The organism is Paenibacillus xylanilyticus, from assembly GCF_047246825.1.
Classification (GTDB): domain Bacteria; phylum Bacillota; class Bacilli; order Paenibacillales; family Paenibacillaceae; genus Paenibacillus; species Paenibacillus xylanilyticus_B.
The window spans coordinates 1,958,120-1,975,675 of sequence record NZ_JBFOLB010000001.1 but is presented as its reverse complement, the minus strand read 5'-3'; the positions used below and the strand labels follow the sequence as shown (position 1 = coordinate 1,975,675).

Annotated in this window: 15 protein-coding genes; 8 read left to right on the top strand and 7 right to left on the bottom strand. The window is 48.0% G+C overall.

The annotated features are described in order from the left end of the window. Positions 1 to 168 precede the first annotated feature (168 nt). The 4 genes from AB3N00_RS08485 to AB3N00_RS08470 all read right to left on the bottom strand — a co-directional run bounded on the left by AB3N00_RS08485 (position 169) and on the right by AB3N00_RS08470 (position 4,958). Entirely contained in the window at positions 169 to 906 is a 738-nt protein-coding gene (locus tag AB3N00_RS08485) for a DsbA family oxidoreductase (RefSeq protein ID WP_413034143.1), read from the bottom strand. 214 nt (positions 907 to 1,120) lie between these two features. Continuing rightward, on the bottom strand, positions 1,121 to 1,525 hold the full coding sequence (locus AB3N00_RS08480; RefSeq protein WP_413035227.1) for a cytidine deaminase: 405 nt from the start codon (positions 1,523 to 1,525) through the stop codon (positions 1,121 to 1,123). Positions 1,526 to 1,605: 80 nt separating this feature from the next. Continuing rightward, complete coding sequence (locus tag AB3N00_RS08475) at positions 1,606 to 3,600, bottom strand: LTA synthase family protein (RefSeq protein ID WP_413034142.1); 1,995 nt, start codon at positions 3,598 to 3,600, stop codon at positions 1,606 to 1,608. A gap of 206 nt (positions 3,601 to 3,806) precedes the next feature. Continuing rightward, a complete protein-coding gene (locus AB3N00_RS08470) occupies positions 3,807 to 4,958 on the bottom strand; it encodes a THUMP domain-containing class I SAM-dependent RNA methyltransferase (RefSeq protein ID WP_413034141.1) in 1,152 nt (383 codons plus the stop codon). Positions 4,959 to 5,199: 241 nt separating this feature from the next. Between AB3N00_RS08470 and AB3N00_RS08465 the strand changes: the two genes are divergently transcribed. Further along, on the top strand, positions 5,200 to 5,832 hold the full coding sequence (locus AB3N00_RS08465; protein WP_413034140.1) for an O-methyltransferase: 633 nt from the start codon (positions 5,200 to 5,202) through the stop codon (positions 5,830 to 5,832). Positions 5,833 to 5,943: 111 nt separating this feature from the next. Here the strand turns inward: AB3N00_RS08465 and AB3N00_RS08460 are convergent, their stop codons facing one another. Beyond that, on the bottom strand, positions 5,944 to 7,155 hold the full coding sequence (locus AB3N00_RS08460; RefSeq protein ID WP_413034139.1) for an asparaginase: 1,212 nt from the start codon (positions 7,153 to 7,155) through the stop codon (positions 5,944 to 5,946). A gap of 424 nt (positions 7,156 to 7,579) precedes the next feature. Here AB3N00_RS08460 and AB3N00_RS08455 point away from each other — a divergent pair, with 424 nt between their 5' ends. Beyond that, positions 7,580 to 8,785, top strand: a complete 1,206-nt coding sequence (locus AB3N00_RS08455) for a cytochrome P450 (RefSeq protein ID WP_413034138.1) — start codon at positions 7,580 to 7,582, stop codon at positions 8,783 to 8,785. 88 nt (positions 8,786 to 8,873) lie between these two features. Here the strand turns inward: AB3N00_RS08455 and AB3N00_RS08450 are convergent, their stop codons facing one another. Beyond that, on the bottom strand, positions 8,874 to 10,085 hold the full coding sequence (locus tag AB3N00_RS08450) for an MFS transporter (RefSeq protein WP_413034137.1): 1,212 nt from the start codon (positions 10,083 to 10,085) through the stop codon (positions 8,874 to 8,876). A 194-nt stretch (positions 10,086 to 10,279) separates the two neighbouring features. On the opposite strand from AB3N00_RS08450, the gene hemE reads away from it, so the two are divergent. The 6 genes from hemE to AB3N00_RS08420 all read left to right on the top strand — a co-directional run bounded on the left by hemE (position 10,280) and on the right by AB3N00_RS08420 (position 16,845). After that, a complete protein-coding gene (gene hemE / locus AB3N00_RS08445) occupies positions 10,280 to 11,344 on the top strand; it encodes a uroporphyrinogen decarboxylase (RefSeq protein WP_413034136.1) in 1,065 nt (354 codons plus the stop codon). Further along, positions 11,337 to 12,287: a ferrochelatase gene (gene hemH, locus AB3N00_RS08440; RefSeq protein WP_413034135.1), complete on the top strand. Its 951-nt coding sequence runs from the start codon at positions 11,337 to 11,339 to the stop codon at positions 12,285 to 12,287. The genes hemE and hemH overlap by 8 nt, the downstream gene beginning before the upstream one ends. Continuing rightward, positions 12,287 to 13,711 (top strand): protoporphyrinogen oxidase, encoded by a 1,425-nt coding sequence (gene hemY, locus AB3N00_RS08435; RefSeq protein ID WP_413034134.1) that lies wholly within the window; start codon positions 12,287 to 12,289, stop codon positions 13,709 to 13,711. The genes hemH and hemY overlap by 1 nt, the downstream gene beginning before the upstream one ends. Positions 13,712 to 13,898: 187 nt before the next feature. Beyond that, the gene (locus tag AB3N00_RS08430; protein WP_413034133.1) at positions 13,899 to 15,308 is read left to right on the top strand and encodes a CapA family protein; all 1,410 of its coding nucleotides are present in this window, start codon (positions 13,899 to 13,901) and stop codon (positions 15,306 to 15,308) included. A gap of 35 nt (positions 15,309 to 15,343) precedes the next feature. After that, positions 15,344 to 16,087, top strand: a complete 744-nt coding sequence (locus tag AB3N00_RS08425) for a glycerophosphodiester phosphodiesterase (RefSeq protein ID WP_175399726.1) — start codon at positions 15,344 to 15,346, stop codon at positions 16,085 to 16,087. A 125-nt stretch (positions 16,088 to 16,212) separates the two neighbouring features. Next, on the top strand, positions 16,213 to 16,845 hold the full coding sequence (locus tag AB3N00_RS08420; RefSeq protein ID WP_413034132.1) for a fumarylacetoacetate hydrolase family protein: 633 nt from the start codon (positions 16,213 to 16,215) through the stop codon (positions 16,843 to 16,845). A gap of 104 nt (positions 16,846 to 16,949) precedes the next feature. On the opposite strand, the gene AB3N00_RS08415 is transcribed toward AB3N00_RS08420, so the two are convergent. Continuing rightward, complete coding sequence (locus AB3N00_RS08415; RefSeq protein WP_413034131.1) at positions 16,950 to 17,357, bottom strand: hypothetical protein; 408 nt, start codon at positions 17,355 to 17,357, stop codon at positions 16,950 to 16,952. Between the last annotated feature and the right edge of the window lie 199 nt (positions 17,358 to 17,556).

Below are 17,556 nucleotides of genomic sequence, written 5' to 3'. Positions count from 1 at the left end.
CGGAAAACAGTCATCCTTTTTGAACTTATAATCTTCTAAATATTTGAGCTGTAAATACCAAGAACGTTCTTTTTTCATACTTGTACGAAATTGTGATGAGTCGAAGTTGTAAGTTGAAAAAAAAAGCAGCCGGTTCAGGGGGTACCCCTTGATCCTGCTGCTTTTGTGTTATTTGGATTGATTATCGGATTGCGGCACTTCGCATCCGTCGTCCGTACATACACCGCCGGCGTCAGCATTAGGTGCGCTGGATTCAACCATCGTGAATGGGGAGCGCTCGTCCCATGCTTTCTGAATGGCATCCCGGAACACGTCATCCGGCTGCGCGCCAGATACGGCAAATTTACGATCGAATACGAAGAAAGGTACGCCGCGAATGCCTAATTGCTCGCCTTCAGCCTGGTCGGCACGAACCTGATCGGCGAATTGATTGCTGGCTAATACCTCGGCGGCTGCATTCGGGTCCAGACCCACTTCCTCAGCCAGTTGAATCAGTACATTGGTGTCACCAGCGTGTTTGCCTTCAATGAAAATAGCCTGGAACAATCGCTCGCTTAATTCAAGCATCTTGCCTTGTGTATCTGCCCAGTGGGTCAGACGGTGAGCTGAGAAGGAGTTGGTAGGGATCATCGCATCAATGTTGTATTCCAGTCCGGCCGTGCGAGCATTGGCATTCATCTGAGCGTTCATGCCCCGGGCCTGTTCTACACTCATATTGTATTTTGCAGCCAGGTATTCCGCGTTGGTTTTGCCGCTGTTCAGTTCAGCATTGGAATCCAGTTCGAAACTTTTGAATTGCAGCCTCACTTCATCCCGGTGTGGGAACTCAGCGAGTACATTTTCCAAACGGCGTTTGCCAATATAACAGAAAGGACACATAAAGTCGGACCATATTTCAATATTCATTTGTAAAAACCTCCATCAATATAAATGAAACTAGTTTGGTTACAATTATAAAGCGACTTTCGAATTAACGCAAGAAGGCTTCGGCCAGGCCTGAACAAAGAAGTGCTACACATGCAGCAGGCTGCGCGTGTAGCACTTTAAGAATATGTGAAGGAACAGGATCATAGCTTCGAAGTTATCTGGATGCTTACATGTTTAAACGTAAATGCTCATCTTACTTGTCTCTGTAAGCCTTGGACCAGTGGTAAGGCTGGATCTCGTCCAGTCTCTTATAGATTAACTTTCCTTCCGGATCATATACGGCGGCTTTGACATCTTCACCCCAGAAAAACAATCTTTCCTGACACACCCCGCAAGGAGTGAGGACCTTGAATTCCGAATTCTCGTCATCACGTGCCACGCAGATCGAATGGGTGACTCGCTCGTTTAATTTATGTGCTTCCAGATAAGCTCCCGTTTCCATGCATAGATGCGTAGCATCATTAATCACTTCTGGAGCAACGCTGATTAACAGCGAACCGGCCTCGGTATAAACTGCCGCTGCGCCACCCCAGCCTTGAGGGTAGCGATGTTTCACAAAGTTCGCAGCTGCATCGTATAACTTTTGTTCAATCGGCAGATGATCTGGTTGAGTTGTCATTGGGCATATGTTCTCCTTTTCAGTCCGTTACTTAGGTTAGACATTAGCAGCTATGTCATCTAGGATGCAGGTCCTCCATTGTTCTCTTCGCGGAAGCGCGGAATGAGGTCATACGTAATGACCGTGTCGGAAACATGCAGTCTCTTTGAGGCTTCGTCATGCCCGGAATTGCAGGCGTTAATGTCTGTCTTGGAATGGGTGGATAGGTCATAACAAGACCCATTCTCATAGATGTAATCGTCCGAGGGAATATAAAATACGGAACCGTCGGTGAATGCACCGCTGCGCAAAACTACCGTTCGGGAGGATCCGTCATAGATGTCGTTCCCCATATGATAGTAGGACTCATCCGTTATACCCAGCAAATGAAGCACGGATGGAGTAATATCCAATTGTCCCGCAGGTTGATCCAATGTTCCGGCTTCGGCTCCGTCTGGCAGATGCACCAGTAGGGGCACCTCATTCATGATTTGCTCCATATCGAGTTCATTTAGAGATCGTCCAAGAAACTGCTCATATTGAGCCTGCTCCTTAATGGAATTATCGTGATCCCCATAGAACATGAAGATGGTATTGTCCCACAGTCCCCGGTTCTTCAGATCTTCTACCATGCTGCCCAGGGCAGAGTCTACATAATGAACGGACTGCAGATAGTCGCCAAACATCGTCCCTTCAAACTCGCCCACATCAAGCTGCTGTTTGTCCTGCGGGAGTGCATAAGGATGATGACTGCTGAGTGTGATGAGGAAGGAATAAAAAGGTTCTGTCACATCACTGTCCATCTTCTCAACGGATTGTCGGAAAAAAGACTCATCGGACAGGGACCAGCCGAGTGGATCATCCTGCTCAAAATCATTTTTACTGTAAAACTTATCATAGCTCATGTTTTGATACATGGTGTAACGGTTCCAGAATCCACTCTCGTATGCATGAAATACATTCGTGCTGTATCCATTGTCTTTCAGGATTGACGGTAAAGAGTCATACGTATGGTCTGCGTATCGAACGAATGCTGATCCGACGGGCAGTGGATGCAATGAAATATTGGCTCCAAAATCGGCATCCGATGTTCTGCCTTGGCCAGTTTGATGATAAAAATGACTGTAATACTGACTTTCCTTCATCAGTTCGTTAAAATGAGGCGTGATTTCCTGACCGCCAATGCTCTGTCCAATCATGAAATTCATGAAGGCTTCGCCTTGAACGATGATGACATTGCTGTCCTTATACTTACCAAACAGGGCATCATCACTCGAAGTGTTTTTCTGTCTGTCAGCGAAAAAGGACTTGGCCTGCTCGACATCTGCGGGGTCAGCCTCTGGGCCGGAACCGATGTGATCCTTGGCATAGTTATACAGATCATATCCGTGAAAAGCGAGAAGTCCGGTGACATTGTATATGGATACGTTCCACCAATTATTATCGAACAGACCCTTGGCCCACGTTTTGCTGTAAAAATAGATAGGTCCTACGGCAAGGCACAGTCCCAACACTAGGGCGATGCTGCCGGCAGTGAGTCTGCGCATGCCTTTTTTGCCGCGGCGATCCGAGTAACTTTCTAACCTGTTACTATACGGAGTCGAACGTGAAACGCCATATTGTCTGCTGAAAAGCAAAATGGCTCCATACGGAATGATAGCTATCCAGTCTGCGAAGAACCACAAGTCACTGACATGTAAGAGGGTGGCAATGCTGTCACCCAGAGCGTCGACTTGTCTGGCCTGCATCAATACAGGGATCGTCAGAAAATCCTGAAAGTATCGATAATAAACCATATCGGCATAGATCAGCGCTGTAAGCAGCAGATTAAGCACGACAAGGGACAGAATCATGCCCCGCCGAGGCAGCCACCAGGTCCAAAAGGACAGGAGGAGCAAAGAACCAATGGCAATGACTTTATCCAAGAACCCCATTGTAATGTTGTAGGCATGCAGGTTGTGATGAAGCCACATGAGTTTGAGCAGCATAAGCACAAGAAAAATAAGATATAACGTAAGTGGATGATTTAGAAGCCTGCGCGGCATCATGCTGCGTGTAGGCTGTGAGATGACCATCTAGGTTCCCTCCTGGTTGCAGTGTTTTGTTCATTTATTGTTAACGGAATGTAAAAATAGGGCTCCATTCATTATAGCGTGGCTTCATGGCATTTCAACTATGCCCAGAGCAGAAGTGCTTCATGCAGGGCTGTAGCTGCAAAACTGGCGCAAAAAAGAGCGCCCCGGCCATGGAAGGCAGGAGCACTCTTTTTGAGATGTTGTGATTATTGTTGTGGTGATTGATTCCGTGGAGGTAATGGTCCCAAATACTGATAGTACTGGGTTTCGATTCGTCCATTAAACAATTTGCGACGCTTGTCTGCCTTGCGGCCGAAAGCATCTTCGAAGGATTTGGTTGAAGTGATGGCAAAAAAGGACCAAGTCGGCATTTCAAGGTAACTGCGTCCTAAGGAGCGAATCAGCTTCTGAACTTCCTTCTCTTCGCTCAAACGTTCACCGTATGGCGGATTGGTGATGATCACGCCATATTCTCCTTGAGGTCTGGCACGATGTGCAGGCAGAACGCTTACTTCAATGTCCTTGGCGAAGCCGGCACTTTTGATCGCAGCCTGTGCTACCTCAATCGCTTCCGGATCAATATCGCTACCCGATATCTGCAATGGAACGTCATCGCGTACGGCATCGAATGCTTCCTCACGAGCCTGTTCCCACAGTTCATGGGGGATGACATCCCAGTTCTCGGAGTTGAAGGAGCGACGCAGTCCCGGTGCAATGTTCCAACCGATCATGGCCGCTTCAATCAGCATGGTGCCTGAACCGCAGCACGGATCATAGAAGGGACGGGAAACGTTCCAGCGACTGAGCTGAATAAGCGCTGCCGCAAGTGTTTCTTTCAGCGGAGCCTCGGTCACCAGTTTGCGATAACCCCGTTTGTGAAGGCCTGGTCCGGTCGTATCCAGCGTAAGCAGGGCGCGGTCATTCAACAAAATGACTTCAATGACATAACGGGCTCCGTTCTCCGGGAACCACTCCGTGTTATGGGTCAGCTTCAGTTTCTCAACGATCGCTTTTTTCACGATACCCTGAGAGGCAGGCACGCTGCTCAGCTGGGATTTGTGAGAGCGGCCCTCGACCGGGAATTCACCGTTGGCCGGAATCCATTCTTCCCAAGGGAGTGCTTTGGTCCCTTCAAATAATTCGTCGAATGTCGTCGCCGGGAACTCACCCATTTTGATAAGAACCCGATCTGAACTTCTCAGCCACAGGTTACAGCGGCAAATATCAATATAATCTCCAGTAAAAAAAACCCGGCCATTCTCGACCGTAACATCCTCATATCCCAGCTGTTTCAGTTCCCGGGCTACGACAGCCTCAAGTCCCATCGCTGAAGTGGCGATCAATTGCAATTGAGCCATGTGTTTCATTTCAACTCCATTTCATGCAGGAGAGGCATGTGCCTTCTTCCGGCTGTATAGTGACGGCGCGGCCTTGCCGCATTCCGTGAAAAAACTTACAATGAGTAATGCGGTAGGCATTCTGCAGCCATTAAGCAGGATGATGCATCAGTCAAACCGCCTGTGTTGATAACAAACATTCATTATAGAACATTGGCATCCATAAGGAAAGCAGTCCAAGTGTCCAAGGAGGATATACGTGGTGAATCTTACCCCTGACGAATATGTAAATCAATTATTTCAAGAAGATGATCTGTTATTAAAAGTAAAAGAGGCCATTCGTTCAAACGACATGCCTGAAGTTTCGGTTGCGCCGGCTTATGGCCGTCTGCTCACTTTTCTCGCCAAGACATCACGGGCAGAGGCTGTGCTAGAGATCGGTGTACTGGGTGGTTACAGCGGGATTTGTCTCGCGCGCGGATTGGAGGAGGGAGGAACCCTTACTTCATTGGAATTGAAAGAGGAGTATGCAGCAATGGCACGTGGCCACTTGGAGGAAGGTGGCTTCGGGGACAAAGTTGAATATCGAATCGGCCCGGCAGCTTCCAGCCTGGAACAGCTTGAGCAGGAAGGTCGAACATTTGATTTCTTCTTCATTGATGCAGACAAAGAGAACTATCCGGTGTATCTCGACTATGCCATTCGGTTAGCGCGCCCTGGAGCTGTTATTGTGGGAGATAACTGTTTCCTGCGTGGACGTACACTTAATCCGGACAAGCAGGGACCGGCTGTACTTGCCGTTCGCCGATTCAACGAACAGATGGCGAGTGATCCGCGCCTCGTAACAACAATGCTGCCCGACTATGATGGTCTTGCTCTGGCCTGGGTGAAGTGATTAAGCAAACGTGTAGCATACTTGGTTACAAAAAAGAGATGAACTCATCCCAGATTCTAAGGGGACTGTGTTCATCTCTTTTTTTCATATTATAAATGTATAAGAGCTTGATTAAACTTCAGGTGTACCGTAAGTCTCGAACCATGTTTTGATCGTTTCAAAATCATCACTGAACGACAGGCCGAGCATGAGCAAAATACGTGCTTGTTGAGGGCTGAGGTTGTCCCCCGCAATAACGCCGTTTCCGCCGCCATACACGCTTCCCGAACCTGTACGGGTGGTGGTCACGAAAATAACGCCCTCTTCAATCGCTTTTGTGCGGGCTTGTCCCATAGCTCTGGAGATACCGCCTGCTCCGGTACCAGAGGTTACAATCCCTTTGGCTCCGCCACTTACGAAACCTTCAATCGCTTCCCCGCCTGCTTCCTGATAGGAGATTGCAATTTCGACTTTCGCCAGATCCGCCTTCGTAATTTTACTCAGATCAAATGCTGGCTTCGCTGTACCTTCAGGTTTTAATGCACGCGCAGGAGCACGGTAGATTCGAATATTCTCTTCATCAATATAACCCACAGCTCCGAGCATCGGCGTCTCGAATGTATCTGTCCGATAGTCATTTGTTTTGGTCACACCGCGTGCAAGCTGAATCGTGTCATTCAGCATCAATACGGTTCCGAATGAAGTGGTGCGTCCGCTTCCTGCTAGTTTAATGGCGTTATACAGATTGGCCTGGGCATCAGAGCCAATTACAGTCCATGGGCGCATGGAGCCGGTAATGACAACAGGTTTATCACTCTGTACCGTCATGTCAAGGAAATAGGCAATCTCCTCCATGGTATCTGTACCTGTCGTAACGACAACACTGTCGTACTGTGCAAGAGCCTTGTCTACGGTCAGAGATAAATCATAGAGGTCGGCCATGGTATATGAACCTGAACCGGAGTTTCCGAATTGGAGCGTGCTAACATCTGCAATCTTCTGTTTGTCCGGTAAAGCATCGACCATTTCCTCAATCGGAAGTGTACCTGCTCTGTAATTCTGGAAGCTGGTCGCATCCTCGGACTGGCCGGCAATCGTTCCGCCTGTTCCGATGACGAGCACATTAGGCAATGCGGATTGCTTGGAAGATTCCGACACGGCAGGAATGGATGTATTTCGGGCTGGTGTAGACGATGTGGTCTGTACTGCACCTGTTGTTCCGCTCACTTCTACCGTTGCCGCTTGAGCGGCATAGGTTCCAATTGGGGATAAAGAGATGGTCAGAGCGGTTAGTGCAGCGGTGCTCCATACTGCCCAGGGACGAAAATTTGACTGTTTACTCATGATTGGCACTCTCCTTGAGGTTAGTAGCGTGTGATGTTTGTTCAGAAGAATATGTAAATGAATTGAGATGATTGTATTTGATGTTAACTAATATGACAATATAAGAAAAACAGAGATTATAAGGTATAATCAACAGAAATACAGAGATAACATGTTATTTATAAGGATAAATGAATAAATATAAATTAATGAAAAGTAAAATTGAGCAGTGGAAATAAAAATTTAATGATTGTTATTGTGATTAAATCTAACATATAAGCCTTTAATCCTGCTTGGAAAATGAGTTTTGTGGGATTGATCGTGTACTACCTAGGAAATGAGGATCAATTTTTGCCAAATATTTGTATGACAATACAGTTGAGTCTATAATATACGGTGTTTCATATATGTAAATAAATATATATTAACGATTGGAGGAAATACGATGAACCAAGCACCCAGAAAGTATGCCAATTACATTCCGATCCGGGAACTGGAAGCGGTGGAGCAGCAATTATTTCCGTTCCAGGTGTACACTGAACTTCGTGCGAATACTCCAGTCCGATATGATGAGCACCGCAAATGCTGGGATGTTTTTCGTTATGAAGATGTGCAGTACGTACTGAAAAATCCGAAGCTGTTTTCTTCTGCACGTGATCGTGCGAATACCAGCATGCTCACGACAGACCCGCCCAAACACAAGCAGCTAAGAGATTTGGTTAATCAGGCGTTTACGCCCAGAGCCATTGAGGCGCTGGCCCCGCGCATCCAGGAAATTGCCGATGAGTTGATTAATCCGCATCTGCAGCAGGGTCAGATGAACCTGGTCGATGATCTGGCGACCCCGCTGCCTGTCATCGTGATCGCAGAACTACTTGGAGTCCCTGCAGAAGATCGGCAGAAGTTCAAGGACTGGTCTGACGCCTTGGTTAAGGGCGCGCGCAATGACAGTGATGAAGCTTTTCAGGAACTCATGGAAGAGAAGAAGCGAAATCAACAGGAACTGGCTGTCTATTTCAGAGCCATTATGGAAGAACGGCGGCAACAACCGCAGGATGATCTAATCTCTTTGCTGCTCGCAGCTGAGATCGAAGGAGAGAAGCTGAGCGAGGAGGAGCTGGTCGGTTTCTGCATTTTGTTACTTGCTGCAGGCAATGAAACAACCACCAATCTGATTACCAATGCGGTACGAATTCTGGCAGAACAACCCGAGCTGCAGCAGCGGCTCCGCGAACATTCTGAACATATTGCGTCAGCAGTGGAAGAAACGCTGCGATATTATCCACCGATTGTTGCCATTGGACGCGTAGCCAGAGAAACCGTCGAGTTGAGTGGGCAGACGATTCAGGAAGGGGAGCAGGTCATTTCCTGGGTTGGATCGGCCAATCGGGACGGCCAGGTATTTGAGCATGCCGAACAATTTATAGAGGATCGCAAACCAAATCGGCATATGGGGTTTGGCTTTGGCATTCACTTTTGCCTGGGTGCACCGCTCGCTCGTTTGGAGGCCAGGGTCGTGCTCAATACCATGCTGCAGCAGATGCAGGGGATCAAACTGGTTTCGGGAACGAAACTGCAGCCGATCCAGAGTGCTTTCGTATTTGGTGTGAAGGAGTATCCAATACAATTTAAGAGTCTTGTGCAGCATTGAGAATGGAATGCCAAAAGCCGCTTTCTTTGTCCCGTGGGGCAATGAAGGCGGCTCTTTGTTATCCGTTTTAACTGCAGGGGCTGTCGTATTAGGACTCCCTGATTAGAGCAGGCTTTTTATAAAGTTTAAATCGAACCCAAACCATATTGATTAGCAGCAGGCCACCGGAGACGATAAACAGTCCCTCGATGCCGATGAATCCTGCCATAAAACCGCCGATTACGGCTCCAAGCATGTTTCCCAAGGCAAGCGTACTGGTATTGAAACTGAATGCACGGCTGATCATGCCATCTGGGGTGTAGGTTCGAATCAGGGCGTTGACGCTGGGCAGCAGACCACCCATGAAAACACCCATAAGGAAACGAACCAGGATGAGCTGCCATACCGTCTGTACGAAAGCCTGTGGTATAAGCAGGAGCCCTGTTCCAATGAGAGAGAACGTAAGCACTTTGTGCGCACCTATACGATCACTCAGTTTGCCGAGTACAGGAGACATGGCCATATTGGATAGTCCGGTAACCGCGCCTACAAGTCCGGCCCAGAATGCCACGTTTACATCCGATGCATGCAGTTTTTGCACATACAGCGGCAAGAGTGACATGGGGCTGATCATTGCAAACTGCAGCAGGAACGTTACGGCAAACAGCGCGGGCAGCTGTGATGACTTGTTCAATTCCTTCAAACCGGACAATACTGATTGTTCCGGCAATTTAGCCGCTTCCTTGCGGTCAAATGTTTCTCTAACCAGGAACATCGCGAGCATGGATGCAGCAAAGATCAAACCGCCTGTAATGTAGAAAATGGGCCGGAAGCCAACGGCATCGGCAAGCAATCCACCAATGAGTGGACCGAGAATCGTGCCGGCTACCTGTCCGGACTGACTGATCCCCATGGCGAAACCCATGCGATCCTTGGGTGTTGTTCCGGAAATTAGGGAGACGGCTGCCGGGTTGAAACCGGAAATCGTCCCGTTGAGCAAACGTAATAAAAGGAGCTGCCATGGACTTTGTGCAAACCCCATCAGCGCGATGACAATCGCCATCCCGAACCCGGAGCGCAGCAGCATAATTTTACGTCCATATTTGTCGGACAGCTTGCCCCACAAGGGTTGAAATAAAAATGAAGTGAGGAAATTGGCAGCAAATATAAATCCCGCCCATATGCCAATCTCATGCTCACCGACGACGCCTAGATCCTTGGCGAGGTATAGGGACAAAAAAGGCGTGATCATGGTCATACCCGAATTGACCAAAAACTGTCCAAACCAAAGCACAATGAGATTCACTTTCCAAGTTTTCAAAGTGCTTTCACTTCCTTTCTGTAATTCGTGGAAAAAACACCATTCTTTCATTATACCATAATTGGCATATGGATAAGGGGATGTAAGGAATGTCATAGTATTGTCATCGGAACAGATCGGCACGTGGTTGTTACAGCTCTTCAAAAAGGGCATAATGAGAGTTATGAGTCCAAAAACTATTGGAGGCTTCTTACATGAGCTATAATGATCGTTTGATTCGAGCCAGCTTCAAGCAGCAAGTGGACCGTGTTCCCGTGTGGTACATGCGTCAGGCTGGGCGTTATGATCCTGAATATCGCAAAATTAAGGAAAAGTATTCTTTGCTCGAAATTTGCCGTCAACCTGAGCTAGCAGCTGAAGTTACACTCATGCCGGTACGTAAACTCGGTGTGGATGCGGCTATTTTGTATTCGGATATTATGAATCCGGTTGCGTCCTTGGGCATTGATTTTGATATTGTAAAAAACATTGGTCCGGTGATAGACAATCCCATTCGTTCTGCTGCAGATGTGGATCGTCTCCGTCCCATTGACGTTGAAGGCGACCTGTCCCACATTCTGGAAACCATTCGCATTCTGGACAAGGAATTGGACGTACCGCTCATTACTTTTGCCGGCGCACCATTTACAATTGCCAGCTATCTGATTGAAGGTCGACCATCAAAAGGCTATATTCGAACCAAAACGATGATGTACAGCGAGCCTGAGGTATGGCACAAGCTTATGCAAAAGCTAGGTGACATGGTAATTACATATGTCCGTGCACACATTGCTAACGGGGGTAAAGCATTCCAGCTGTTTGACAGCTGGGTAGGTGCGCTTTCTCCGAATGATTTCAAAACATATGTGCTGCCGACGATTACCCGTATCTTTACCGAATTATCGGATTTGAATGTACCGAAAATCTATTTCCCTGGTGTAGCCTCTGGTGAACTGCTGCCAACCCTGACGAATCTGCAAGCCAATGTCATCGGATTGGATTGGAGAGTTTCCATCACAGAAGGTCGCAAAAGACTGGGTGGCAAATTTGCCGTACAAGGCAATCTTGATCCTTATGTGCTGACGGCACCAATGGATCTGATTAAGCAGCAGGCAAAAGTAATTATCGATGAAGGCATTAAAGAGCCGGGTTATATTTTCAATTTGGGGCATGGTTTGTTCCCGGAAGCTTCTCTGGAGAAATTGAGAGAACTCACGGCATATATCCATGAATATTCTGCAGAAGTTTTAAAGACGGGGGTGACGGTTAGCAATGACTAATACCGTAGGTGTACTGGTGATGTCTTATGGCACACCTGAAAATATGGAAAGTATTGAAGCGTACTACACACATATTCGGAGAGGTCGACCGCCTGAGCCGGAACAACTGAAGGAACTGACGGATCGTTATGAAGCGATTGTTGGGGGAGTTTTCCCTCTTCGCGAGAATACGGATAATCAGGTTAAAGCTCTTCAGGAGATGTTGAGTAAGGATGACCGTGCAAACGGAGTGGAGTTTCGCTGTTATCAAGGACTGAAGCATGCACATCCGTTCATAGAGGATGGCGTGGAACAGATGGCCAAGGATGGGATTCAGACAGCGGTTGGTATCGTGCTCGCTCCCCACTACTCGACAATGAGTGTAGGCAGCTATATCAAGCGTGCTCGTGAGAAAGCGGAGGAATTGGGAATTCAGATGTCCTTTGTCGAGAGTTACCACTTGCATCCGAAGCTGATTCAGGCCCTATCTTCCCGCGTCAGTGCCAAGCTGGATGAATTCGAAGAAGCTGGAGCGAAGCGCGGTGATGTGCGGGTGCTGTTCAGTGCTCACAGTCTGCCGGAGCGAATCGTGGGACTGGGTGATCCCTATCCACAGCAATTGCTCGAAACCTCTGAGGTCATCGCATCACGTGTAGGCATCAGCAACTGGCAGTTTACATGGCAAAGTGCAGGACGTACGGCTGAGCCTTGGCTCGGGCCCGATATTCTGGATACGCTTCAGGATTTGTCCAGGGAACAGGTTGAGGACGTGTTGGTCGCACCGATTGGGTTTGTATCTGACCACCTTGAAGTATTGTATGATTTGGATATCGAAGCCAAATCGATTGCCAAAGAGATCGACATGCGTCTGATGCGAATTGATTCGCTCAACAGCGATCCTCTCTATATGGAGACGTTAAGTGACGTCATTATCAGCAAATGGCAGCAAGGGTCGGAAGTCTAATGGAAGACCAGAAACGTCGTGTCGTAGTCGTAGGCGGAGGTCTGACCGGCCTTAGCGCGGCATTTTATATTCGAAAACATTACCGGGAAGCCGGGATTGAACCGCAGATTACACTGGTTGAGAAAACATCGTCCATGGGCGGCATGATTGAGACGCTGCACCGGGATGGATTTGTCATCGAAAAGGGACCGGATTCTTTTCTGGCTCGCAAAACCGCAATGATTGATCTGGCGAAAGAACTGGAAATCGATCATGAACTGGTTAGCCAAAATCCGGAATCGAAGAAAACGTATATCATGCAGCGTGGCAAGCTTCATCCAATGCCTGCCGGACTCGTTCTGGGTATCCCGACAGAGTTAAAGCCGTTTCTGAGAAGCGGACTGGTTTCTCCTGCGGGCAAGCTGCGTGCGTTGATGGATTTTTTGATCCCACCTCGCCGTTCAACGGAGGATGAATCGCTTGGTTACATGATTGAACGCCGTCTCGGTCCGGAAGTGCTGGAAAACCTGACAGAGCCCCTGCTCGCCGGAATTTATGCGGGAGATATGCGTCGACTGAGCCTTCAGGCGACATTCCCGCAATTTGGTGAAGTGGAACGGGATTATGGCAGTCTGATCCGCGGCATGATGACAGGTCGGAAACCTGCAGAGACGCATACGGGAACGAAGAAAAGCGCGTTTTTGAATTTTCGTCAGGGACTTCAAAGCCTTGTTCATGCGCTTGTCCACGATATGCAGGATGTGGATCAGCGACTGAATACATCTGTACAATCGCTGGATGTTCAGACGGGTGACCACGCCAGATACAGTGTGCAGCTCAGTAGCGGTGAGCGAATGGATGCGGATGACGTGATCATTACAGTCCCAACGTATGTAGCATCTGAACTGCTGAAACCCCATGTGGATACATTCGCGCTGGACGCAATAAATTACGTGTCGGTAGCCAATGTGGTACTGGCTTTTGAGAAAAAGGATATTGAGCATGTATTTGATGGATCGGGTTTTCTTGTTCCGCGTAAGGAAGGCCGGAATATTACAGCATGTACCTGGACATCGACCAAATGGCTGCACACCAGCCCGGACGACAAGGTGCTGCTGCGTTGTTATGTCGGTCGTTCGGGAGACGAGCAGAACGTGGAACTTCCCGATGATGCACTGACGGATTTGGTGCTCAAGGATTTGCGGGAAACCATGGGTGTGGAAGCCGTTCCGATCTTCTCGGAGATTACCCGTCTTCGCAAATCCATGCCGCAGTATCCGGTAGGCCATCTTCAGCATATTGCTGCACTGCGTGAGGAACTTGGCAGCAAGCTGCCGGGCGTCTACATTGCAGGTGCTGGTTATGAAGGTGTCGGATTGCCGGACTGTATCAAACAGGCAAAAGAAATGTCACTGCAGGCGGCGCAAAAGCTTGCTGCACAATAATTCAATTAACTTAAGGCTGTCTTGATTGCGGATTAACTTTTATCTGCAGGAGAGGCAGTCTTTTTTTATGCGGGGAAACATCCATTGATGATGCAGGAAATTTGGTTTCATGTGAATTGAGTGATGGAAATCCAGGATATGCCTGATATAATGATAAAGGATTGCTGTAGAAGAAGAGGAGCTGCCTATGTATCCCCCAAGATCGAATCGAAGTAATCAAAAGAAAAAAGAAAAACGTGCACGCAGACGAATCATCTGGATGATCAATCTGTTTCTGATTGCTGCAATCGGAGGGGTAGGCATATATTACGCAGCAGGGATACAGAAACAGCAAGCGGAGCCAGCGACGAAAGAAGCTGTAGTGGAGCAACAACCGACCGATCGCGACGATGCCAAGGGCGGAGAGAAGGTTGATTCTCCTGAAGCGGATTCGGATGTGAAACCGGATGACTCCGGATTGAAAAGCCCGGAGACCGGGACAGCTGAAGATGAGAGCGTTTCATCCGGCAGTGAACCGGCAGGTTCGGGTGGGAAGAAATCGGAAGAGGAGCCCGAATCCGGCTCAAAAGGAACGGAAACGGCCAAACCCTCAAATCCGAAGGGGAATGACAACTCGGGAGATCAGACACCGGTACCGCAGCCTACAGGTTCAGGGAAGAATGTGACCATTAATTTTGTTGGTGATATTCAGTTCTCTGGTAAAGTGGCCGAGTTGCTGGACAAGAACGGCTATGAGTATCCATTTGCGAAGCTTGGCAGTCTGTTCAAAAACGATGATCTGACCGTGGGCAACCTGGAGACACCCACAACTCTGGGCGGGACGGCTGCTGCAGACAAGACATATGTTTACAAATCTTCGCCAAAAGCACTGGCAGCGATGGCTGATGCTGGATTTGACGCTGTGAATCTGGCCAACAATCATATTTTGGATCAGGGCGTTGAAGGTCTGGTGGATACGCTAACCTATCTTCAGGAATATGGCATCGCTCATACTGGAGCTGGTATGAACAGGGAAGAGGCCTATGCGCCAGTGTATTTGGAGCGCAAAGGCATCAAGATTGCGCTGCTCGGCTTCAGCCGGGTTGTTCCGGAAGCGAGCTGGAAGGCGGAAGGCAATCGGGCTGGTGTTGCCGAAGCCTATGATTCCACAGGAGCGGTAAACGCAATACAGCAAGCCCGTCAGACAGCGGATCTCGTCATTGTGGTAGCCCATTGGGGAGAGGAACGTGTCAGCACACCCAATGATGATCAGACCCGACTGGCGCATGAGTTCGTGGATGCCGGGGCCGATCTTGTCATTGGGGGGCATCCACATGTGCTGCAAGGAATGGAGTATTACAAGGGCAAGTGGATTGCATACAGCACAGGCAATTTTATTTTTTCCAAATCAACGACCGAAGAAACTTGGAAAACAGCAGTTTTTCAAGCTGAATGCAGCGCGGAAGCAAAGTGCAGTATGAAAGTCATCCCCTACGAAGCCGGGCTCGGCCAGGCGATTCCAATGATTGGTGAAGCCAACAAGCTGTTGCTGGAACAGATGACCAAGCTTTCACCCGGTATTCGTTTTGATGCGGATGGAGTGGCCTCAACAAGCTGACAAAAAGAATGAATTTTGCTAAGGGGTGGGAATAAATGAGCAACCTATGTGTAGCACACCGTGGATTTTCTTCCACAGCACCTGAGAATACAATGGCAGCCTTTCGGCTTGCCATGGAACAGCCCTATGTAACGTGGATCGAACTGGACGTACAATTGTCTCGTGATGGTGTGCCTGTAGTCATTCACGACTTCTCGTTTAACCGGACGACCAATGGAGAAGGGCTTGTACGGGAAACAAACTGGTCTGATATCCAGAAGCTGGATGCAGGAAGCTGGAAGTCCAAGGAGTATACGGGAGAGCGCGTTCCAGCTTTAAGTGAAGTTCTGGACAGCTGCAAGGGGAAGGTACGTCTGAATATTGAGTTGAAAACTCAAGGAGACATGTATCCGGGCTTGCCGGCAGCCGTTATTGAGGAAGTACGAAAAAGAAATATGCAGGATGAAGTCGTCTTTACTTCATTTGAACCTGCTGCGCTCGCCGAAGCCAAGAAACTTGCACCGGAGATCACTACCGGTCTAATTATTGATGCTCGCCCAGGAGATCTTTTAGCCAGACTGCGCCAATTGGGTTGTGGCTTCCTATCCATCGGTTACACGAATGTGGACAAATCGCTGATGCGTGAAATGAAGAACGATGGCATTCAGGTTATGGCCTGGACTGTGGATGACAAAACCATTATGAAGCGCTTGGCGGCCATTGACCCTGAGCTCATGCTGTGCACGAATCGTCCTGACGCTTGGCATCAGGCATTGCAGAAGTCGAGCAATCAGGTATAGACGCTAGGATTAATTATATTTGCAAGGTTACACATAGCATCAGAATATTATAGATCGTAGCTACTTAACCGAAAACCATATGCTTCATATTCGCTAATGAATCCGATAAAGGTGGTTGTATCCCGATGCTCTCAAATATTCGCAACGTATACTGTGTAGGACGCAATTATAGACTTCATGCGGAGGAGTTGGGTAACGCGGTTCCGGATGAACCGATGATCTTCATGAAACCTTCCCATGCGGTTGTACCCTTGAACGGAGAGGCGATCGAACTGCCTGCTTCCCAAGGGGAAGTTCACTATGAGGCTGAACTGGTCGTTCAAATTGGCCGGAGTTATGAACCAGGTGTTGCTTTGGAGGATTTAATTATATCTTACGCGTTTGGTATCGACTTTACATTGCGTGATGTACAGACCGTAATCAAGAAGAAAGGCCACCCGTGGACCGCGGCCAAAGGATTCAAAAATTCCGCACCTGTAAGTGGTTTTCAGGCATTTTCCGGAACAGAAGCGCTGCTTGAAAAAGACTTTACGCTGACCAAAAATGGGGTTGAAGTTCAGCGAGGGAACATTCGCAACATGATTTTTGACCTTCAACACATTATTGCTTATGTAGGGCATCATTATGGTCTTGGCGAAGGAGATGTCATTTTCACAGGGACTCCGGAGGGAGTGGGACCAACCGTAGAGGGAGATGTGCTCGAACTCGCTTGGGATGGTCAATCTGTTGGAAAATGTACCATTGCAGCAGCGAAATAATCTGTTCTGTTCCGTATCAAATAAACAGTAAATTATTGAAGGGGCGGGAAACCGCTCCTTTTGGCATGTCATAAATATTAAATGAACAGGCAGGTGGTACGAAATTATGCCCACTCATACGAGGTGGTGGCACTCTCTAATACGAGTTCTTCCAGCTCCGCAAGTTGTGCCATGTACTGCTCTTCACTAATACTTCCACTTGCCAGACGATCATCCAGTTGCTGGCTGAGTTGATTGACCTGCAAAGCCACAACCTGACTAAAGTCTCCATCATTCTCTTCGGCAATCGTTTGGAGTGATTTGCCTGCGTAGAGATCCTGATACAGATTTTCTTCTGAGGATTGATTCAGTGCGTTCATCAGCTCATCCTTACTCTCATCCTTGGTATTTATACTTACAATGGACCACTCTGTTAAAGGGATCGGGGAAATGGCTGATTTGCTCCAGGCAGTTCCTGCAAAGGACATGGTTACAATCATCGTTCCCACAAACATAACGCGTTTCATATTCATTCTGTCATCCTCATTTCTGTTTTAAAGTACGAATGGGATCGTAGCTTAATCTTGATGTTTTTGATCTGAGATTAGTTTAACCGGGGAAGCTGAAGTGAAACTTAAATTCGGATAAATAAATCCTAACCCGTAGAAAGTTTAAATATTTACTAATTCTTACTTGACAGGTTGGGTTAGTTGGTTATATGATGGACTCAAT